Origin of the sequence: Stenotrophomonas sp. 3diitr2024, assembly GCF_042136455.1 — a bacterium.
Lineage (GTDB): Bacteria > Pseudomonadota > Gammaproteobacteria > Xanthomonadales > Xanthomonadaceae > Stenotrophomonas > Stenotrophomonas sepilia.
The window spans coordinates 1-20,491 of the sequence record NZ_JBHHMJ010000474.1; the positions used below are offsets into that span (position 1 = coordinate 1).

At 67.4% G+C, this 20,491-nt stretch carries 22 protein-coding genes; 14 read left to right on the forward strand and 8 right to left on the reverse strand.

Annotated features, from left to right (window positions below):
• Positions 1-79: 79 nt before the first annotated feature.
• Positions 80-832 (reverse strand): SDR family NAD(P)-dependent oxidoreductase, encoded by a 753-nt coding sequence (locus ABGA94_RS11910; RefSeq protein ID WP_005420523.1) that lies wholly within the window; start codon positions 830-832, stop codon positions 80-82.
• Positions 833-920: 88 nt separating this feature from the next.
• The gene (locus ABGA94_RS11915; RefSeq protein ID WP_375367375.1) at positions 921-1,409 is read right to left on the reverse strand and encodes a hypothetical protein; all 489 of its coding nucleotides are present in this window, start codon (positions 1,407-1,409) and stop codon (positions 921-923) included.
• Positions 1,410-1,493: 84 nt separating this feature from the next.
• Here ABGA94_RS11915 and ABGA94_RS11920 point away from each other — a divergent pair, with 84 nt between their 5' ends.
• The gene (locus ABGA94_RS11920) at positions 1,494-1,961 is read left to right on the forward strand and encodes a DUF1456 family protein (RefSeq protein WP_005420526.1); all 468 of its coding nucleotides are present in this window, start codon (positions 1,494-1,496) and stop codon (positions 1,959-1,961) included.
• Here the strand turns inward: ABGA94_RS11920 and ABGA94_RS11925 are convergent.
• Complete coding sequence (locus ABGA94_RS11925; RefSeq protein WP_053499479.1) at positions 1,930-2,817, reverse strand: LysR family transcriptional regulator; 888 nt, start codon at positions 2,815-2,817, stop codon at positions 1,930-1,932. The two genes, ABGA94_RS11920 and ABGA94_RS11925, sit on opposite strands and share 32 nt — an antisense overlap.
• Positions 2,818-2,961: 144 nt before the next feature.
• On the opposite strand from ABGA94_RS11925, the gene ABGA94_RS11930 reads away from it, so the two are divergent.
• Entirely contained in the window at positions 2,962-4,110 is a 1,149-nt protein-coding gene (locus tag ABGA94_RS11930; RefSeq protein ID WP_375367389.1) for an MFS transporter, read from the forward strand.
• Here ABGA94_RS11930 and ABGA94_RS11935 read toward each other — a convergent pair.
• Complete coding sequence (locus ABGA94_RS11935) at positions 4,107-4,805, reverse strand: TorF family putative porin (RefSeq protein ID WP_329915954.1); 699 nt, start codon at positions 4,803-4,805, stop codon at positions 4,107-4,109. The genes ABGA94_RS11930 and ABGA94_RS11935 overlap by 4 nt on opposite strands.
• Before the next feature lie 178 nt (positions 4,806-4,983).
• Between ABGA94_RS11935 and ABGA94_RS11940 the strand changes: the two genes are divergently transcribed.
• Positions 4,984-5,373, forward strand: coding sequence for a DUF6165 family protein (locus tag ABGA94_RS11940; protein WP_005420531.1), 390 nt, complete (start codon positions 4,984-4,986; stop codon positions 5,371-5,373).
• 6 nt (positions 5,374-5,379) lie between these two features.
• Here ABGA94_RS11940 and ABGA94_RS11945 read toward each other — a convergent pair whose 3' ends face one another.
• On the reverse strand, positions 5,380-6,057 hold the full coding sequence (locus ABGA94_RS11945) for a response regulator transcription factor (RefSeq protein WP_032954668.1): 678 nt from the start codon (positions 6,055-6,057) through the stop codon (positions 5,380-5,382).
• A gap of 198 nt (positions 6,058-6,255) precedes the next feature.
• Entirely contained in the window at positions 6,256-6,828 is a 573-nt protein-coding gene (locus ABGA94_RS11950) for an Ax21 family protein (RefSeq protein WP_005420534.1), read from the reverse strand.
• 210 nt (positions 6,829-7,038) lie between these two features.
• Between ABGA94_RS11950 and ABGA94_RS11955 the strand changes: the two genes are divergently transcribed.
• Both ABGA94_RS11955 and ABGA94_RS11960 read left to right on the forward strand, forming a co-directional pair.
• A complete protein-coding gene (locus tag ABGA94_RS11955; protein WP_375367378.1) occupies positions 7,039-9,441 on the forward strand; it encodes a DPP IV N-terminal domain-containing protein in 2,403 nt (800 codons plus the stop codon).
• Between the two features lie 91 nt (positions 9,442-9,532).
• Complete coding sequence (locus ABGA94_RS11960; RefSeq protein WP_005420538.1) at positions 9,533-9,892, forward strand: DUF1428 domain-containing protein; 360 nt, start codon at positions 9,533-9,535, stop codon at positions 9,890-9,892.
• Between the two features lie 15 nt (positions 9,893-9,907).
• Here the strand turns inward: ABGA94_RS11960 and ABGA94_RS11965 are convergent, their stop codons facing one another.
• Positions 9,908-10,609, reverse strand: a complete 702-nt coding sequence (locus ABGA94_RS11965; protein WP_005420539.1) for a hypothetical protein — start codon at positions 10,607-10,609, stop codon at positions 9,908-9,910.
• 106 nt (positions 10,610-10,715) lie between these two features.
• Positions 10,716-11,603, reverse strand: a complete 888-nt coding sequence (locus tag ABGA94_RS11970; protein ID WP_375367380.1) for a histone — start codon at positions 11,601-11,603, stop codon at positions 10,716-10,718.
• 490 nt (positions 11,604-12,093) lie between these two features.
• Between ABGA94_RS11970 and ABGA94_RS11975 the strand changes: the two genes are divergently transcribed.
• The 9 genes from ABGA94_RS11975 to ABGA94_RS12015 all read left to right on the forward strand — a co-directional run bounded on the left by ABGA94_RS11975 (position 12,094) and on the right by ABGA94_RS12015 (position 20,002).
• On the forward strand, positions 12,094-13,527 hold the full coding sequence (locus ABGA94_RS11975; protein WP_005420544.1) for a Do family serine endopeptidase: 1,434 nt from the start codon (positions 12,094-12,096) through the stop codon (positions 13,525-13,527).
• A 101-nt stretch (positions 13,528-13,628) separates the two neighbouring features.
• On the forward strand, positions 13,629-13,994 hold the full coding sequence (locus ABGA94_RS11980) for a hypothetical protein (protein ID WP_004153835.1): 366 nt from the start codon (positions 13,629-13,631) through the stop codon (positions 13,992-13,994).
• Positions 13,995-14,002: 8 nt separating this feature from the next.
• On the forward strand, positions 14,003-14,473 hold the full coding sequence (locus ABGA94_RS11985) for a phage holin family protein (RefSeq protein WP_375367381.1): 471 nt from the start codon (positions 14,003-14,005) through the stop codon (positions 14,471-14,473).
• A complete protein-coding gene (locus ABGA94_RS11990) occupies positions 14,470-14,931 on the forward strand; it encodes a hypothetical protein (RefSeq protein WP_053499495.1) in 462 nt (153 codons plus the stop codon). Before ABGA94_RS11985 ends, ABGA94_RS11990 begins: the two co-directional genes overlap by 4 nt.
• A 67-nt stretch (positions 14,932-14,998) precedes the next feature.
• A complete protein-coding gene (locus ABGA94_RS11995; RefSeq protein ID WP_005420552.1) occupies positions 14,999-16,108 on the forward strand; it encodes an AI-2E family transporter in 1,110 nt (369 codons plus the stop codon).
• Positions 16,109-16,139: 31 nt separating this feature from the next.
• On the forward strand, positions 16,140-16,859 hold the full coding sequence (locus tag ABGA94_RS12000; RefSeq protein WP_005420554.1) for an HAD family hydrolase: 720 nt from the start codon (positions 16,140-16,142) through the stop codon (positions 16,857-16,859).
• 3 nt (positions 16,860-16,862) lie between these two features.
• Positions 16,863-18,230, forward strand: coding sequence for a M17 family metallopeptidase (locus ABGA94_RS12005; protein ID WP_188248774.1), 1,368 nt, complete (start codon positions 16,863-16,865; stop codon positions 18,228-18,230).
• A 135-nt stretch (positions 18,231-18,365) separates the two neighbouring features.
• Positions 18,366-19,469, forward strand: a complete 1,104-nt coding sequence (locus tag ABGA94_RS12010; RefSeq protein WP_171958080.1) for a catalase family peroxidase — start codon at positions 18,366-18,368, stop codon at positions 19,467-19,469.
• On the forward strand, positions 19,466-20,002 hold the full coding sequence (locus ABGA94_RS12015; protein WP_005420561.1) for a cytochrome b: 537 nt from the start codon (positions 19,466-19,468) through the stop codon (positions 20,000-20,002). Before ABGA94_RS12010 ends, ABGA94_RS12015 begins: the two co-directional genes overlap by 4 nt.
• Positions 20,003-20,491 lie beyond the last annotated feature (489 nt).

Genomic DNA, 20,491 nt, shown 5'->3' on the forward strand with positions numbered 1-20,491 from the left:
CCTGTAGAGCCGAGCCATGCTCGGCTGAATCCAGACGAAGCCGAGCATAGGCTCGGCTCTACAGGACCCGCGAAGCAGGTCAGCCCTCGCGGGCGACCTGGAATCCGGCAAACGACTGGCTGACCGGCATCAGCTCCAGCCGGTTGATGTTCAGGTGCGGCGGCAGGCTGGCCACCCAGAAGATCTGCTCTGCGATGTCTTCGGCGGTCATCGGGTTGGCGCCGCTGTAGAGCTTGTCCGAGGCGTTCTGGTCGCCATGGGTACGTACCACGGTGAATTCGGTTTCGGCCATGCCCGGCTCGATCGTGGTCACGCGCACGCCGGTGCCGTGCAGGTCCGAACGCAGGCCCAGCGAGAACTGGCTGACGAAGGCCTTGGTGCCACCGTAGGCGTTGCCACCCGGGTACGGGTAGACGCCGGCCACCGACGAGATGTTGATGATCGCGCCCTTACGCTCCACCAGCTGCGGCAGCAGCCGGTGGGTCAGGGTCACCAGCGCGGTGATGTTGGTGTCGATCATCGTGGTCCAGTCCGACAGCGTGGCGCTCTGTGCCGGCGCGGTGCCCTGCGCCAGGCCAGCGTTGTTGACCAGCAGGTCGATCTCGCCAAAGGCCGGCGGCAGCGCCAGCAGGGCCGCCTCCATCGCCACCGCATCGCGGATGTCGAAGGCGGCGGCGTGCACCACGTCCTTGCCGTAGCGCTCGACCAGCGGCTGCAGGCGTTCGCTGCGGCGGCCCGTGGCGATCACTTTCCAGCCGGCCTGGGCGAAGCGGTGGACGGCGGCGGCGCCGAAGCCGGACGTGGCGCCGGTAATCAGGACAGTGCGGGTCATCAGGCAACTCCAGGGGGGAAAAACCGGACGCCCATTCTGGCATTCCCGGCCCGTCCTGAGTTGCCCGCCGTCCAGCCGTCCCCCCGGCTCAACGCACGCGAAACACTCTGGCCTTGGGCAGGTCTTCGTCGACCTGCAGGAACCAGCGCCCGGCAATTCCAGGAACAACGGCGATCTGCGGCGACTGCAACACCTTGCGCAGCTTCATCTGTCCCTTCATCACCTGCCATTGCTGGCCGTTATCAAGGGTGAACAGCGTGCCGGGCTGCCAGCCTGCGACCTCTCCGACTACACGGGCACTGACCGGTTCGTCATCCAGGCCCAGATGCATTGCTGCCGGTGCCGGCACATTGGCAGGCAGCGGCGCAGCGACCGGGGCCACCGCTGCCGTCGACGCAGCGGTCGCGCTCTCTGCCTCGCGCAGTACCCGGTTCAACGCCTGCAACTGCGCTGGACTGAGCCCGACCTCGGCCAGTTGGGATGCACTGAGGCGCCGCTCGACGGGTACGAAGCGGTCCTGGGCGAAGGCAGCGAAGCTGCCGGCGAGCAGTAGTGCGGAAAACAGATACCGGCGCATGCAAGGGTCCCAGCGAACGAGTGCTCACGATGCTGCAGTTCGATGACAGTCCGGTGACACGCCAGGGGCCGGTACAATTGGGCCATGATCAACAATGATGTCCTGCGCAGCGTGCGCTACTCCCTGGACCTGGGTGACCAGCACGTGGTCGCCCTGTGCCAGATGGCCGACCCGGCCTTTGCCGTGGATACCGGGCAGGTGAAGGCCTGGCTGCGCCGCGAGGACGAAGCCGGTTTCGAGGCGATGAACGACAGCGCGCTGGCGCACTTCCTCGACGGCCTGATCGTGCACCTGCGTGGCCGCGACGAGAGCCAGCCGCAGCGCGCAGTGGAAACCCGTATCGACAACAACCTGGTGCTGAAGAAGCTGCGCGTGGCGTTCCAGCTGCGCGACGTGGACCTGATGGAGATCTTTGCCAGCGCAGGTTTCAATGTCTCCAAGTCGGAAGTGGGCGCGCTGTTCCGCCAACCCGGGCACGCCAACTACCGGCGTTGCCTGGACCAGATGCTGCGCAACTTCCTCAAGGGCCTGAGCCTGCGCCTGCGCGGTTGAGCACGGCGTCGACGAACGCCCGCGCCGCTGGTGTCGGCAGGCGCTGCCAGACCAGGTGCACGCGCCGGGTCGGGGTCGGCTGCAGCGGAATCTGCACCACGCCCTGAAACCCATCGGCGATCAATGCCGGCACGATGCCGACCGCCAACCCATGGCGGACGAAGCGCTCGACCAGTTCCATCAGGTTGACCTCGAAACGGACCGTGTGCGGCAGTCCGGCTGCGGCAAAAGCATCATCGGTCTGCCGGCGTGCGCCGGTGCCGCGCGGGAAGTCGACCAGTGCTTCATCCTGCAGTGCGGCCAATGGCAGCCGCTTGCGCCCGGCCAGCCGGTGCGATGGCGCCAGTACCGCCACCAGATCCTCCTCCTGCAGCACCTGATGGCAGACACCGTCCAGCGCTGCCGAAGGCGCCAGGCCGACCAGTGCCACATCCAGCGCGCGCGACTGTACCTGCGCGATCAGGTCCTCGCTCTTGTCCACGCGCAACTGGAACTCCACCTGCGGGTGCACGCGCTGGAAGGCCGCCAGCATCGCCACAACGTCGATTCCGGTCAGCGAGGAAATCTGCCCGATGGCCAGCAACCCACGCACTTCGCCACTGACGGCGGCCACGTCGGCGCGCAGGTGGCGCAGGCTGGCCAGCACCTGGCGTGCGTGCACCAGCAACGCCTCGCCGGCGGCGGTGGCCCGCACCTGGCGCGGCAGGCGCTCGAACAGCGTGGCACCCAGTTCCTGTTCAAGATGGGCGATCTGGTGGCTGAGCGCGGACTGCACCACGTGGCAGCGCTCGGCGGCACGGGTGAAATTGCCCTCCTCGGCCAGCGCCACGGCGAACTCGAGCTGCTTGAGGTTCATACAACTATCTTGTTTTCAGATGGCATGGATGATGATGATTCATTTCCATCATGATCGCAGCAGGCGGACACTGTGCCCCCCCGCTTCCTGGAACATCGCGTGAGCCCGTCCCTTCCCCCTCTGCACCGTTGGCAGGTGCTGCTGATGTCGGTCGCCACCGGCTTGGCCGTGGCCAGCAACTACTACGCGCAACCGCTGCTGCACACCATCGCCGACGCCTTCGGCGTGCCGTTCGGCCAGGTCGGCATGGTGGTTACCGCCGCGCAGCTGAGCTATGCCGCCGGCTTGATCCTGCTGGTGCCGCTGGGTGACCTGTTCGAACGCCGCCGCCTGATCGTGGTGATGAGCCTGCTGTCGGCGGGCGGACTGGTGATCAATGCCTGCGCACCGTCGCTGACCTGGTTGCTGGTGGGCACCGCGATCACCGGCCTGTTTTCGGTGGTGGCCCAGGTGCTGGTGCCGTTCGCCGCCACGCTGGCCGCGCCGGAACATCGTGGCCGCGTGGTCGGAACATTGATGAGTGGCCTGCTGCTGGGCATCCTGCTGGCGCGCACTGTGGCCGGCCTGCTTTCCAGCCTCGGCGACTGGCGCCTGGTGTACGCGATCGCCGCTGCCACCCTGGTGCTGACCGCACTGGCATTGCAGCGCGGCCTGCCGCGATTCCATCACAGCGCCGGCCTTGGCTATTTCGCATTGCTGCGCTCCATTGGCGAACTGTTCGTGCGGGAACCGGTGCTGCGCCAGCGCACGCTGCTGGGCGCCTGCAGCTTCGCCATGTTCGCGATCTTCTGGACCCCGCTCGCATTCCTGCTGGCACAATCGCCGTACGCCTACAGCGACGCCACCATCGGCCTGTTCGGGCTGGTCGGTGCGGCCGGCACGCTGGCGGCGGGTCTGGCTGGTCGCATGTCCGACCGTGGCCAGACCGGACGTGCCACCGCCATTGCACTGGCGCTGTTGCTGCTGTCGTGGCTGCCACTGGGGCTGTCGGCCCACTCGCTGCTGGCGCTGCTGGTCGGCGTGGTGGTGCTGGACCTGGCCGCGCAGCTGCTGCATGTCAGCAACCAGAACCTGATCTATGCGCTGCAGCCTGCGGCACGCAACCGCCTCAATGCCGGCTACATGACCGGCTATTTCATCGGCGGCTCGCTGGGCTCGCTGCTGTCTGCACAGGTCTACCAGCGCTTCGGCTGGACCGGCGTCTGCGTGGCCGGTGCCGCCGTGGCCGTGCTGGCCCTGCTGCTGTGGCTGCCCGGCGCGCTGCGTGCGCGCCAGGCGGCATCGTCGAATTAGAAACTGCCCTGCAGCGCCAGCTCCCAGCGTCCACCGGCGTTACCCGGGAACAGGCGCTTGGCCGCACCGTCGGTGTCGTGCACGGTGGCACGCAGCTCCCATGCCGGGGCCAGCGTGGCAATGGCACTGAGCTGGCCATGCAGGTAGTCCGGGCCCTGCGCGGTGGCCAGCCAGTACTGGCCCACCGCCGCTTCCAGGCGGACGCGTTCGTGCAGCGGCACACGCACACCCAGCTGGGCATAGGTGCCGCGATGGCCACCGGCCAGTGCATCGCTGGAATGGGCGACCTGCAGCCAGGCACGCTGCTTCCAGGTCAACGTGGTGTTGAGTTCGGTCCAGTCCAGCGTGCGGCCGCTGCCCGGGTACACGTAGCGGGTCAGGTTCGCATCCAGGTTCCAGGCCGGCGCCAGTGCGCCGGACCAGCCGGCCACCAGGTCGAACTCGCTGCGCGCGCCATTGTCCGGTTTGAACGAAACGTTCGAACCCCACACGCTGGCGTACCATCCCGACGGGATCGAGACCTTCGCGCCGGCCTGCACCGCCGGGTCGCCATCGCTCTGCGAACTGCCACGCCACACGTAGTCGCTGGTCAATGCAGCACTGCCACTGGCCTGCACCTGTGCCTGCGCGCTGCCGATTCCGAGCAGCCCTGCCAGGGCGGCCACCAGCGCCGCCATCGTCTCCTTGCTGTTCACTGCACTGTGTTCCTCGTCGAAGGCGATCGCGCCGCCGGGACGGCAGTGTCGGGGGCGCCGCCGTAACGGATCGAGGGCGCTGCCCGGCCTGCAGCGCAAATTCGGCGTAAATCCCGTGGATGGAGGCTACGTGCCAGCCGCGCGGTATCATGGCGCCTTGTTTCCAGGAACCAACCACGTGGACGCCATCCTGACCCCGGTATCGATCGGCGAGCTGATCGACAAGATCACCATTCTCGAGATCAAGGCCGAGCGCATCGATGATGCAGCCAAGCTGGCCAACGTGCGCACCGAACTGGATGGCCTGTTGCCCTTGCTGCAGCAGCAGCTGCAGGCGCAGCCGGCATTGGACGCGCTGAAGCAGCAGCTGAAGGCGATCAACGAACGCATGTGGGACATCCAGGACCAGCTGCGCGACAAGGAAGCGGCCCAGGAGTTCGACGATGCGTTCATCCAGCTGGCACGCGGTGTCTATGGCACCAATGGCGAGCGCGTGCAGGTGAAGAACGAGATCAACCGCGTGGCCGGTTCGGCGCTGGTGGAAGAGAAGCAGTACCAGGGCGAGTAAGGCCGCTCAGCCGCATTCGAGCAGGTGGCGGAAGCGGAACAGGTCACCATCCCCGCGGATGCCGAGCTTGCGGTAGGCCGACGTCTTCTGCGAGCTGATGGTGCTGGCCGAGCGCCCTGAGCGCAGGGCCATTTCACTGGTGCTGACGCCCTTCAGCACCAACCCGAGCACTTCACGCTCGCGCTGGCTCAGCGGCGTCAGCACCGGTGCAGATACCCGGCGTGTGCGTGGCAGCTTCAGCTCCTCGCGTAGTTCCGGTGGCACGAAGCGCCCTCCGCGAGCGACCACGTCAATGGCGCGCAGCAACGTCTCCGGTGGCATCGACTTGGACAGGAAGCCGCGCGCGCCGGCTCGCATCGCGGTGGTCACCGTACTGGCGTTGCAGTGCGCCGAGAGCACCAGCACCGGCAGCGCCGGCCAGCGCTGCGACAGCACGCGCAGCAGGGCCAATCCATCGCCCAGGTCGCCCATCGGCAGCGCATCGATCAGCAGCAGGTCGACACACCTCGGACTGCGCTCCAGCAGCTGCAGCAGGTGCGCCTCGTTGGACAGGCTCACGCGCACCTGCACACCACTGTGTTGGCGGAGCAGAACTTCCACGCCCAACCGAAGTACCGGGTGCGGATCCAGCAGCGCCAGGCGTCGTGGCCGATCAGGCCGCAGGGGCGGGAGTGTCGGTGGCATCGCGGCCTGTCCAGGCAACATGGAACATCCACCGTAGGCCGGTGCCCGCAGCGGCGGAATCCAATTCCTTGCAATGCTCGGCCCGCGTGCGCCACCAGTCAGACGGCATTTTGTTTCGCGCCGCCACAAACGCAACAGGCCCGGCAAGAGCCGGGCCTGTCGAGACGCCTCCAGCGCGCAGGCGCGCCGGAACAGCAGTTACCAGCTGAAGCGCGGGCCGACGGTGTATTCCTTGTCGCCGTCGCGGTTCATCTTCAGTTCGCCGTTCAGGCCCCAGTTCTGGTTCAGCTTGACCTGGCCACCCAGGCGGCCGTACCACTGGCCTTCCGGATTCACGCCGTGCTTCTTGGCGTAGTCTTCGTAGCCAACCATGCCGTAGACCTCGGCGTGGGCGCCGAAGGCAGTGCGGATACCGGCTTCAGCGCTGTAGCCGTTGAAGTCCAGGCCATGCTTCTGGTCGAGCTTCTGGTAGGCAACGCGGGCAACGAAGTCGGTGCTCGGAGCGATTTCAACGTTGTAGCCGGCACCGATCTTCCACTGGTCCAGCTTGACGTTGGTGTGGTCGAATTCCTGACGGCTGTACTCACCGAAAGCGTGGAAGTTCGGCAGGAAGCCGTACGAACCCTTCACACCCCAACCGTCGGACTTGAACGCGTCGTTGTCGGTCTTGGCGTAGTCGGCTTCGGCGTAGTTGTAGGACAGGTTCTCAGCAGCCGAGGCGGTGAACGGCAGGGCGGCGGCCAGGGCCAGAGCAATCAGCGAATTCTTCATGGGGGTACACCTTTACTTTCTTATGGTGTGCAGCAGCGCCAGGGCGCCATCGCATCGGGAATGTAAATTCTCCGTTATTCGCCACAACGCTCCCTGAAAACAGCAGCCTTCGCATTGCTGAATTTTTTGGCTTGATTCAGGCTGTATCTGGCATACGCGCGCGGCGCGCGTGCATTCGAGTTCCGCTGACCCTTGCAACAGGAGGTTGCCTTGCACGTGCCTGCCCCGCTGCGGTTCCCGCTCTGCGCTGTCGTCCTCGCCTTCATCGACGGGTGTTCCACTGTATCGGCTCAGCCACTGCAGCCTTCTGATTACCAGCGCGCCGAGCGCGTGCACGACAGCCACCTGCGCGGTGCATTGCGCAATGCCTCGGTCGTGCCGAACTGGCTGGCCGATGGCCGCTTCTGGTATGAGCGCGAGGATGCACGCGGTCGACGCCAGGCGGTACTGGTCGACCCGCTACAGGCCACTGGCAAGGTCCTGTTCGAGCCCGCCGCACTGGACAGCGCGGTGGCGCCCTTCGGTGCCAGCGGGCCACGCCTGCGACTGGCCAGCGTGCAGGCAACCGACGATGGCCTGCGCCTGCGATTCAGCGGCGAGGCGCCGATCGATTGCCGGTGGCCGCGCTGGCAATGCGCGCCGTCGCAGGATGCGATGCCGCCGGCAGATGCGTTGCTTTCGCCCGCTGGCGATGCCTGGCTGCAGGTGCGCGACCACAATCTGTGGCTGCAGTCGCCCGGAACGGCAGCACGGGCACTGACCACCGGCGGCGAACCCGGTCATGGTTATGGCGTACTGCCGGACTTCACCCTCCGCGGCATTCCGCGCCGCCAGGGCCGGATGCCGGTGCGGCCGTTTGCGGTCGGCTGGTCACCGGATGGCCGCTACGTGGCCGGCATCCGCTACGACGAGCGTGCGCTGCAGGACTACCCCTATCTGGAAAGCACGCCGGCCAACAGCGCGCGCCCACGCGTGCACACCGTGAAGCTGGGGGTACTGGGCGATGCACAGCAGGTGCGCGACAGCCTGTACATCGTCGATGTACGCAGCGGCCGGCAGCAGGACATCACCCTGCCCGAGGGCTGGAACATCCTGAGCGAGGCGGGCATCCTGGGCTGGGACGGTGGCCGGTTGTACGCCGCGATGGCGCACTTCGGCATGCCACGGCGCCTGCGCCTGGTAGAGATCGACGCCGGCAGCGGTGCGCTGCGCACCGTGCTGGAGGAGTCCAGTGATACCCGCCTGCAGCTCAACGTGTATTCCTACAACCGGCCAGCGGTGGCAATCCTGCCCGGCCGGGACACCGCCGTGTGGTTCTCGCAGCGCGATGGCTGGGGCCATCTGTACCGGGTGCGCCTGTCCGACGGCAAGGTGATGGGCCAGCTCACCGGCGGCCGGTGGGCGGTGCGGGACCTGCTCGGCGTGGACAGCGCAGGCGATTGGGCATACTTCAGTGCCGGCGGTGTCGAGGGCGGCGATCCCTACGTGCGTGGCCTGTACCGGGTACCGCTGCACGGCGGAGCGGTGCAGCGCCTGGCCGCCGATGGCGACGACCACCTGGCTGATGCGGGCACCGGCATGCTGTTCGGTGGACGTGCCCCGCAAGCGCTGTCGCCCGGCGGTGGCTACCTGGTGGATACGGTGTCCAGCCTCGCGCAGCCGCCACGCACGGTGCTGCGCGCCAGCGACGATGGCCGCGAAGTGATGGTGCTGGAGGCTGCGGATGCGCAGGCGGTCGTCACTGCTGGCTGGCGGCCGCCACGGCGCGAGCGGCTGCTGGCCGCCGACGGGCGCACGCCGATCTTCGCCACCATCTACCTGCCCCGCGACTATCGCGATGACGGCAGCTTCCCGGTGATCGACGCGATGTACGGCGGTGCTTTCATCAGCAATGCGCCGGTCACCTATGCCGAAGCGGTCTCGGCGCAGAACCCGGTATCCCGCGCCAGCCTCGCCGAGCTCGGCTTCGTGGTGGTCAGCATCGATGCCCGCGGAACCGGCGGCCGCGACAAGGCATTCCATGACAGCAGCTTCCTGCACGGCGCCGATGTACAGCTCGATGACCATGTGGCCGCACTGCGCCAGTTGGGCGAACGCTACCAGGGTATCGACCTGCAGCGGGTCGGCATCTATGGGCATTCGTTCGGCGGCTACAGCGCGGCGCGTGCCCTGCTGCGCTACCCCGCGTTCTACAGGGTGGCCGTGGCCTCGGCCGGCAGCCACAATTTCCAGGGCATGTACGGCGGCGCCCTGCACGGCATGGACCGGCTGTTCGGTGGCGTGGTGCCAGCTACAGCCATGGCCGATGGCGTGCCGGCCCCCTTTGCCGGTCTCGACAATGCGGCGCTGGCCAGCAACCTGCGCGGGCATCTGCTGCTGGTCTATGGCGAACTGGACGAGAACGCGCCACCCGCGCTGACCCTGCAGCTGGCCGCGGCCCTGAACAAGGCCCAGCGTCGCTACGACCTGCTGTACCTGGCTCGACAGGACCACGAACTGTTCCGCAACGACGCCACCTATACGCACCGCATGTGGGACTACTTCGTGCGCCACCTGGCCGGCCAGCAGCCACCGGATACGGCGCTGGCCCCGCTCCCGGGTGGCCCGGGCTGAACAGGCGTACGCGGGATGTCGATCCCCGCCGCGCTGGTTCGTCGTGTACTTGAAGGCCGTGCATGTGGCACGGTCCATCCGGAGGCTGGCAATGAGCTACATCGATGGTTTCGTCCTGGCGGTTCCCACCGCCAACAAGGAGAAGTTCCTCGCCCATGCACGCACAGGAGATCCGGTCTTCATCGAGTACGGCGCACTGCGCGTGGTGGAGTGCTGGGGCGATGACGTGCCGCACGGCAAGACCACCGATTTCTTCGGCGCGGTGAAAGCCACGCCGGACGAGACGGTGGTGTTTTCCTGGATCGAATGGCCCGACAAATCGACCCGCGACGCCGGTATGAAGAAGATGATGGAAGACCCGCGGTTTGATCCAACGAAGAATCCGATGCCGTTTGACGGTGCGCGGATGATCTACGGCGGCTTCGTGCCGATCTACGAGCTGACCCGCTGAACCCGGCGGACGTGCTCAGCGCGCGTCCGTTTCATCGCTGGCAGCGGCATGGCCGGCGCCCAGTGCGGCGCCGGCACCGAGGCCCATGCCGCCCATGCCGCCCATGCCAGCGCCCATTCCGCCGCCCCCACCTCCGCCACCACCCGCACGGCCGCCCTTGGCATCGCCATCGTTGCGCCCCTTGCCGCCACCACTGGCAGCGGGGCGGGTCGGCCCCTGCGGCGGAATCCGCAGGTCGGGAGGAATCGGCGCCAGGTCCAGCGCTTCGCGCACGAAGTCGCGCAGCGAGACCACCAGTTCGTGGGTATGCACCGGTCGCCCCTGTGCCAGTTCGTTGGCAGCGCGCGCGGCCAGCCGCACCTGTTCGTCGGTGCCCAGCAACAGGATGTCCGAGAGCGCGGCCTCGACCGCATCGCGGATGCGGCGCGTTCGATCCGAACGCGGTTCGGCGATGCCTTCGGCTGCTTCGCGCTGGCGCAGATCACGGCGATGGCTGGGATCCACGCCCAGTTCACCAGTGAATGAACCGCCCAGGGTCTTGTAGGCCGCCATCAGTGTGCGCAGCCGCTCGTTGATCTGCCGGTTCTCGCGCTCGCGACGCTGCTGCAGGGTCTGCATCACCAGCAGGCGGATGCCCACGCCCAGCAGGGTGATCAGGACCAGGCCGGCCAACGTGGACAGCACGCCCTGCCAGGAACTGAAATCGATACCGCGCATGCTGGGGCTCCGGCGGGAAGAATCTGCATCTTGCCCCAGACCGCGCCCCGAAAACGCGAAAGGCCCCACCACCCGGTGGGCGGCAGGGCCTTCGGTCACGGCGCGATTACTTGCGCTTGGCGACCTTGCGCACGGCCTTGGCCGGGGCCTTCCTGGCAACAGCCTTCTTGGCCGGAGCCTTCTTGGCGGCGACCTTCTTCAGCGGTGCAGCCTTCTTGGCGACGACCTTCTTGGCAGCAGTGGTCTTCCTGGCAACGGCCTTCTTGGCGACGGCAGCCTTCTTGCCGACAACCTTCTTGGCGGCGGCGGTCTTCTTGCCGACAACCTTCTTGGCGGCGGCGGTCTTCTTGGTGGCGACCTTCCTGGTGGCGGCAACCTTCTTGCCGACAACCTTCTTCGCAGCCACTGCCTTCTTGCCGGCAACCTTCTTGGCGGCGACGGTCTTCTTGGCCACAGCCTTCTTGGCGGTGGCGACCTTCTTGCCAACCACCTTCTTGGCGGCCGTGGTCTTCTTGGCAACGGTCTTCTTCGCGACAGCAGCCTTCTTGGTGGCGGCCTTCTTCACGGTGGCGACCTTCTTGCCGGCAGCCTTGGTGGCGGCCTTGGTGGTCTTCTTGGCAGCGGCGGCCTTCTTGGTCACGGCCTTGCCCGCAGCCGCCTTCTTCTTCGCCACTTCCTTCTTCAGGGCAGCAGCTTCGGCCTTGGCGTTCTTCTTGGCCGCTTCCAGCTTCTTCTTGGCGTTGGCAACTGTCTTGCCAACCGACTTGGCAGCCTTCTCGGCCTTCTTGGCAACGGTCTTCTCGACCTTGGCCACGGCCTTCTTGGCCTTGGCAACGCGGGTACCGGCAGCCTTGCTGGCGCGCTTGACGGTCTTCTTGACCGACTTCACTGCGTCTTCGGCGGCGTGGGCGATGGTCTCGCCGACGTTGGTGGCGGTTTCTTTCACGTTCTCGACAGCGTCGGTCACGACCGACACACCATTACCGTTGCTCATGTTGCCCTCCTGCGGGCCTTAAGTATCAAAACGGGGCGATGCTATACCGACATTGACGATCGTGGAACGGGGCATGTGCCAGCAATCGCATCTGTTGCGACGCCGATGGTGTACGCAGCAGCCCCCGTTGCCACCTGCGGTTCGCAGCAAACCCCTTTTTTTCAGTGCTGCGCCACGCGAACCCAGCATTGCCTGGCCGTCGTCGCGCGCACGTGCACGGACGCAGCGTCCGGCATCCGTCGTGGCGCATTGCGGCACCCGCCTGCGCGGAACTGCGCAAGTATCCGCCTGTGCCGGTGCGGCGCGCGTTGGCCTTGAGTGGCGCACCCATCACCTGCCCGGGTGTCGCCACAAGCGCGTTCTGGCCCCCGCGCTCCCACCTTCGAGGCCCCCGTTTTCATGGCGCATTTATCCAGATCGCGACACACTCATTCAGCTTGTTTTACCGTAGGCCCGAACAGCCCCCACCCACGCCAGCGAACCGACTCCCATGCGACCGCTTCCCACCCTGCTCACGCTCGCAATCGCCGCCGCCTTCGGTGGCTTCGTTGCCACCGGCATCAATGCCCACCTGGACAACCGTGCCGACGCCGCGCCGCTGCCGGCGGTCCTGCCGACCACCGCAGCGTTGCCGGCCTCGGTGGCCGGACAGGCGGTACCGTCACTGGCACCGATGCTGGAGAAGGCGATGCCGGCGGTGGTCAGCGTCAACACCAAGCAGGTGGTTCGCGTACGCAATCCCTTCTTCAACGACCCGTTCTTCCGCCGCCTGTTCCCGGACATCCCGCAGGAACGCATCAACGAATCGCTCGGCTCCGGCGTGATCATCGACGCCAAGGAAGGCCTGGTACTGACCAACCACCATGTCATCGAGAACGCCGATGACGTGCAGGTGACACTGGCCGACGGGCGCACGGTCAAGGCCCAGTTCCTGGGTTCGGACCGCGATACCGACATCGCCCTGATCCGCATTCCGGCGCAGAACCTCACCGACATCAAGCTGGGCAACAGCGACCAGCTGCGGGTCGGCGACTTCGTCGTGGCCATCGGCAACCCGTTCGGCTTCAGCCAGACGGTCACGTCCGGCATCGTCTCGGCGGTGGGCCGCAGCGGCATCCGCGGGCTGGGCTACCAGAACTTCATCCAGACCGATGCGTCGATCAATCCCGGCAATTCCGGTGGTGCACTGGTCGACCTGCAGGGGCAGCTGGTCGGCATCAATACCGCCAGCTTCAACCCGCAGGGCAGCATGGCCGGCAACATCGGCCTGGGCCTGGCGATTCCATCGAACCTGGCGCGCAGCGTGGTCGACCAGCTGGTCAAGCACGGCGTGGTGGTGCGCGGCACGCTGGGGGTGGAAAGCCAGAACCTGACCGCGCAGATTGCGCAGGGACTGGGCCTGGCCGAAACACGTGGTGCGCTGATCACCCGCGTGCTGGCCGGCTCGGCCGCTGCCGCAGCCGGGCTGAAGCCGGGCGACGTGGTGGTCTCGGCCAACGGCCAACGCGTGGACAGCGCCGAAGCCCTGCACAACGTGGAAGGCCTGGCCGCCGTCGGCAGCCCGATGACGCTGGACGTCCGCCGCGAAGGCAAGCCCGTGCAGATCAAGGCAACGCTGAAGGAACAGGCACGTGCGGTCACCGGCGAGAGCCTGGACCCGCGGCTGACCGGCGCCACCTTCGTCGACCTGCCCGAGTCGCTGCGGCAGTCGGGGGTCGGCGGCGTGCTGGTCAGCGAGGTCAAGCGCGGCAGCCGCGCGGCCAGCAACGGCCTGCAGCAGGGCGACATCATCACCGACGCCACCGTGGGTGAATTCGCCGACCTGGCCAGCTGGCGTGCCAATTTCCAGCAACGCCCGCCGACCCTGGTGGTGCGCGTGCTGCGCAACAATGGCCAGCAGCAGGGCCAGCTCGTGATGCGCTGATCGCCCTGCCGTAACACCCCCTATACCCCGGCAATGCTATTGCTGTCAGTCCAGGTCGGCACCGCCGACGCCCGTTCCCCCATCGCAACAGGAGTGATTCGATGAGCCCCACCAATACCGAGAACCTGAAGGAACACCTGGGTGAAGCCGGTTCCCACCTGAAGCAGGCCGCCACGGCCGCCGGCGGTGCGATCAAGGGCGCAACCGGTGCCGCGACCGACGAACTGCGGATCGGCAAGGCCAACGTCAAGGCTGAACTGTCCGACAGCGCACTGTCCGGCCTGGCCGCCGCCGAGTTCGGCGGGGCCGCTGCCAAGGAACAGGTCGATGCACTGATGGACAAGGGCAAGGACCTGATCGACAGCGCCGCCGAGCTGATCCGCGAACGTCCGCTGGCCTCGTTCGGCGTGGCCTTCGCTGCCGGCTGGATCATCGCCAAGCTGGCCCGCGGCAGCAGCGACAAGTAAGCCGCGGCGTGAACGAAGACAACGCGCAAGCCCCTGATCCGGCGGCCACCCCGCCGCTGGATGAGAGCATCCGCCAGGTCGGCGCGGCCGGTCGTGCCGCTGCCGATTCGGCCAAGCACTCGCTGCGTTCGCTGCGCCGGCTGGCCTCGGCCGACTTCGCGCTGGCTCGCAGCGCATTCGGCCGTGCACTGGCCTGGGCCGGGGTAGCGATCGTGTTCGGTGCGTCGGCCTGGCTGCTGATGGCCGCCACCCTCATCGCCCTGCTGCAAAGCTGGGGCCTGAGCTGGCTGCAGGCCCTGCTGATCACCTCGCTGCTGAGCCTGGCCGTCACCGGTTATGCGATCTGGCGGGTGTCCTACTTCTTCCACCACACCGGCATGCACGCCACCCGGCGCCAGCTGTCCCGCCTGGGCCTGTTCGACGAGCCCAGCGAAGACGACCCCGATGCCGATGTGCAGCTGCCAGAGGGCAAGCCATGAAGTTCGGTGCGCTGCAGCGGCGGGTGAAGCGCTGCGAACAGGTGGTGACCGTGCGTCTGGTCGAGACCCAGGACCACTGGTCCACGCTCAGTCAGGTCTGGCGCCAGGGCTGGTCGCCACTACGCATCGTGGTAGTGGGCCTGGCCGGTGGCTTCATTGCCGGCAAGCTGGAAATGCCGGGCAAGGTCAACGGTGCGCGCTGGCTGCAGATGGTGGGTTCAGTGTCGAACCTGTTCGCCAGTGCGCAGGCAGCGTTCGCCACGGCGATGGCGGCGCAGGCTGCGGCTACCGCCGACGATGCGGCCGAAGAAGCCGACAACGCCAGCGAACAGGCACAGGCGGCTGCATCGGCATCAACCGCACGGCCCGCGCCAGCGCCGGCGCCACGGCCCGCCGCAGAACCGGAGCCGCGCGAACCGCGCCCGGCCGAAGCCGCCACCGAACTGTCCGAACGTTGATCCATGGAATCCGCCGCGCCGATCGCGGCCGGCGGATAATGCGCTCCCCTTTCCGGCTGATGCGTCGATGAGCGAGTCCTCCCTGTCCCTGTCACCAGCCGATCCGCAGGACCCGGAGGCACCGCTGCCGCCTCCGTCTCGCCCACGCGGGCCGATGTCGCTGGTGGTGCTGGCGACCCTGGCGGTGGGCTACACGCTGTGGGCTGCGCAGGACATCATCCTGCCGGTGCTGCTGGCGATGTTCTTCGCACTGGTCGGCAACCCGATCCTGCGCCTGCTGCAGAAACTGTGGATTCCGCGCGCGCTGGGCGCGCTGCTGATTCTCGGCGCCGGCCTGGGCGTGACCGGTTCGCTGGCGGTGCAATTGATCGGCCCGGCGATGGAATGGGCGCAGGAAGCCCCGCAGCAGCTGCGCAAGGTCGCCCGCCAGGTGCAGGACCTGACCAAGCCGGTGCAGCAGGCCAACCAGGCGGCGGAGAACTTCGCGCGCGTCGCCGGCGGCGACAGCAACCACAAGGTGCAGGTGATCCGCACCCAGCTCGACGACCCGTACCGCATGCTGACCCGCGCGCCACGGCTTGCCGCCTCGGTGCTGGCCGTGGTGCTGCTGACCCTGTTCTTCATGATCTATGGGCAGAGCCTGCAGCGCGCGGCAATCGCGCTGTTCCCGAACCGCCAGCAGCAGCGCTTCACCGCCGACATCCTGCGGTCGATCGAGCGCGAGGTCTCGCGCTACGTGCTGACCATCAGCGTGATCAACACCCTGGTCGGGCTGGTGTTCGCAGGCGTGCTGATGCTGCTCGGCATCGGCCTGCAGGAGGCGCTGCTGTGGGGCACGGTGGCCGCGCTGCTGAATTTTGCCCCGTACGTCGGCCCGCTGATCGGCGTGGCACTGATGCTGCTGATGGGCTTCGTGGAATTCCGCGACCCGCTGCAGGCGCTGCTGCCGGCGGCCGCGTACCTGGCCCTGCACACTCTGGAAGGGCAGATGGTGACCCCGATCGTGCTGGGCCGGCGCATGAAGCTGTCGCCGCTGGTGCTGATCCTGGCGCTGATGGTGTTCGGCTGGGCCTGGGGCATGATCGGCCTGCTGCTGGCGGTGCCGCTGCTGGTCTGCATCAAGCTGGTGCTGGCACGGCTGGACGGCATGCAGGGCTGGGCACGGCTGCTGGAATGAAAGCCCGCGCGGGCAGGCGTAGAATGGCCGGGTGAATTTTCCCGTCCAAGCCATCACTCTCGACCTTGACGACACGCTGTGGCCGTTCGCTCCGATCGGCGCCCGCATCGACCTGGTCCTGCACGAGTGGATGCGTGAAAACAGCCCCGCCACGGCCAAGATGTATCCGGTGGCGGCAATGCGCGAACTGCGCGAGCGCCTGTACCACGCCCATCCGCACCTCCATCACGACCTGAGCGCACTGCGCCGGCTGACCCTGCACGAAGCGCTGCACGCCAGTGGCGCCAGCCTCGATCTGCTGGAGCCAGCGTACGAAGCGTTCTACGCCGCACGCAATCAGGTCGAGTGCTATCCCGATGCGATCGATGCGCTGGCGCGGATTGCCGCGCGGGTGCCGGTGGCAGCGCTGAGCAACGGCAACGCCGATCTGGAGCGGATCGGCCTGGCGCATCATTTCGCCTTCCAGCTGGGCGCGCGCGAACACGGCGCGGCCAAGCCGGAGGCAAGCATTTTCCACGCCGCCTGCACCCGACTGGGTGTGGCGCCGGCACAGGTACTGCATGTCGGCGACCACGCCGAAATGGACGTGGCCGGGGCGATCGCCGCCGGCCTGCGCGGGTGCTGGATCAACCGCGAAGCAGCCACCTGGACCCATCCGAAACTGCAGCCGGACCTGCAGTTCGACACCCTCACCGGCCTGGCCGACTGGTTGGACGCCAACCTCGACGCCGCCGCATCCCGGAGTACCTGACGCATGAGCGAGATCACTGGTTTCACCGCCGACACCACCGCGGCGCTGCCGCTGTACGTGCTGGACCGCGAGCAGTTCGCCGCCTGGAAGGACGGCCAACCGGCCGCCACCCAGGCCTGGCTGGCCTCGCAGGGTTTCACTGCCGGTGCGCACAGCGTGGCCCTGCTGCCCGGCAGTGAGGGCCTGGCCGGCGCGGTGATCGGTGTCGGTGATCGCGCCGATGCCTACAGCTATGCGCATGCGCCGCACGCGCTGCCGGAAGGCAGTGTCTGGCAGCTGGCCAATGAACTGCCTGCCGCCGAACAGGCGCTGCTGCAGCTGGGCTGGGGCTTGGGCAGCTACCGCTTCGACCGTTACCGCAAGCGCAACCGCGCCCCGGCGCAGCTGGTGGCCGCACCGTCCGGCGAAGTGGCCGACCTGATCGCCGCCAGCCTGCGCGTGCGCGACTGGGTCAACACCCCGACCGAAGACATGGGGCCGCAGCAGCTGGAAGACGCCGCGCGTGCACTGGCCGATGCACATGGTGCGCAGGTCGAGGCGATCACCGGCGATGAACTGCTGAAGCAGAACTTCCCGGCCATCCACGCCGTGGGCCGCGCGTCGCACCGTGCGCCGCGCCTGGTGGTGCTGCGCTGGGGCAAGGAAACCGACCCGGCACTGGTGCTGGTCGGCAAGGGCGTGTGCTTTGATACCGGCGGCCTGGACATCAAGCCGGCCGACGGCATGCGCAACATGAAGAAGGACATGGGCGGCGCCGCGCATGCGCTGGCCCTGGCCGGCCTGGTGATGGCGCGCGGACTGCCGGTGCGCCTGACGCTGCTGGTGCCGGCGGTGGAAAATGCGATCGGTCCGGATGCGTTCCGCCCGGGCGAAGTGATCGCCACCCGCAAGGGCCTGAGCGTGGAGATCGACAACACCGATGCCGAAGGCCGCGTGATCCTGTGCGATGCGCTGACCTTCGCCGGTGAGCAGAAGCCGGACCTTGTGCTGGATTTCGCCACGCTCACCGGTGCCGCACGCATCGCGCTGGGTCCGGATCTGCCGGCGCTCTTCAGCAACGACGACACGGTGGCGCAGCAGTGGCTGCAGGCCGGCGACGCAACCCGTGACCCGGTCTGGCGCATGCCGCTGTGGCGGCCCTACCTGCGCTATCTGAGCAGCGGCATTGCCGACCTGGCCAATGCCGGTTCGCGCATGGCCGGCTCGGTAACCGCCGCGCTGTACCTGGAGCGCTTCCTCGAAGAAGGCCAGCGCTGGGCGCACCTGGACGTGTACGCCTGGAACGACGGCGAACGCCCGGGCCGTCCGGCCGGTGGCGAAGCGCTGGCGCTGCGCTCGGCGTGGGCGATGTTGAAGGCGCGTTACAGCTGATCGGGTGGGTGCCGGCCTTGGTCGGCACGCCGTCCCCGGCAAACTTGACGAAAATTTGAATACCGGGCCTGGAAGGGTTCTGCGAGGATGTGTGGGTCGACCACCCACACGCTCCGTGAAGGCAGGACTCCGACCATGTCGCTCTTCGGCTACACCCGTGCCGGCCAGACGCCGGGCGCACCGCGCAAGCATTCCCCCCTGCTCTGGATCGCGCTGATCGCGCTCATCCTGGGTACCGTGGCGCTGGCCTTCGCCTGGCTGGCCGGCTGGATGGGCGACCGCCTCACCGCGCAGCGCTTCACCGACACCATCGAGGCCACCGGCCCGGCCCATCCGGGCTTCCGCCGTGCACACAGCAAGGGCGTCTGCGTAAGCGGCTGGTTCGAACCCAGCGCGCAGGCCCCTACCCTGTCCAGTGCCCGGGTGTTCTCGCAGACGCGTGTGCCGGTGATGGGCCGCCTGTCGATCGGTGGCGGCGACCCCTACGGCGCCGACAACACCGCACGCGTGCGCAGCCTGGCGGTGCAGATGGTCAGCGATGATGGCCAGGAATGGCGCATGGCGATGAACAGCTTCCCGTTCTTCGCGGTACCCACGGCCGAGGCGTTCTACGAGCAGACCCGCGCCTCGATTCCCGACCCGGCCACCGGCAAGCCGGACCCGCAGAAGATGGCGGCAGTGCTGGCGAAATACCCCAGTGCGCAGGCGTTCCAGCAGTGGGCGAAGACAGCGCCATGGACCAGCAGCTGGGCCGACACCACTTTCAACAGCGTCAACAGTTTCTGGTTCATCAATGCGCAGGGCCAGAAGCGTGCGGTGCGCTGGCGCTGGCAGCCGCTGGCGCCGGTGGTGGAGATGGATGCGGAAGCGCGCAAGCAGGCCAGCGTCGATTTCCTCAGCCAGGAACTGCAGCAGCGCCTGGCCCGCGGCCCGGTGCGCTGGAACCTGGTCGTGACCACCGCCGAGCCCGGCGACGCCATCGATGATCCGTCGGTGCCGTGGCCCGAGTCGCGTGACCAGGTAGTGGCGGGTGTGCTCAGCCTGGACCGCATGCAATCGCAGGAACAGGGCGCCTGCGGCCAGATCAATTTCGATCCGCTGATCCTGCCCAGTGGGGTGCGCGGCAGTAATGATCCGATCCTGGCGGCCCGCTCGGCGGTGTACTCGCAGTCCTTCAACCGCCGTGAACGCGAGCGCGCCAGCGGCAACGTCGAACAACCGAAGGAGGCCGCACGATGAGCACCGGCAACGGCCACTTCAACCTGCTGGCGCGGGTGCTGCACTGGTCCATGGCGCTGATGATCGTCGCCATGCTGTTCATCGGCGTGACCATGGTCGCCTCGCTGCACCTGCGTCCCGCGCTGATCGACCTGCACCGCCCACTGGGCATCGCGATCCTGTTGCTGGCGCTGCTGCGCCTGTACAACCGGCTGCGCCATCGCCCACCGGCGCTGCCTGCCGACCTGCCGGTCTGGCAGGGGGTAGCGGCCAAGGCCTCGCACTGGATGCTGTACGCGCTGATGCTGGCGATGCCGTTGATCGGCTGGGCGATGCTGTCGGCCGGCGGATACCCGATCGTGTTGTGGGGAGGGCTGCACCTGCCGCCGATCGTGCCGCACACCCCGGCGTTGTATGCCGCCTTGCGCAATGCGCACAGCCTGTTGGCGTATGTGCTGTTCGCTACGGTGCTGATGCATGTGGGTGCGGCGTTGTTCCACCTGTGGGTGCGGCGGGACGGGGTGTTCCAGGCGATGGCGCGCGGGAAGGAGTGATGATCGGGTTCGCCGGGAGTTCCCGGCGGATCGTTTCCGCGACCGCGGGGGGTGTCACTTTTCTTTTCGCGCGAAAAGAAAAGTAACCAAAAGAAACGCGCCGCCAGAGCGCGAGCCGGTGCTGCGCACCGGTGCCCTGTGCTTCTCGGTGAATCAGGGGACGGCGCCGAACTCGCTACGCTCAAACACCGGCGCCTCTTCGCCCCTGATTCCCCTGCGATGCTCGGCTCGCTCAAGGCGGAACCAACGTCAAAGGCAGAAGCTGCACCCAGTAGATCCACGCCATGCGTGGATGCTCTTGCTGTTGAGCTTGACCTTCAAGTCCGCCTTGAGCGAGCCGAGCACCGCAGGTCCGGCGAGGGCGAAGAGGTGCGGGTGTCTGAGCGCAGCGAGTTCCCGCACCGTCCCTCGACGGACCGAGGAGCGCAGGGCACCGGCGTGCGAAGCGCGCCGGCTCGCGGCCGGCGGAGCGTTTCTTTGGTTACTTTC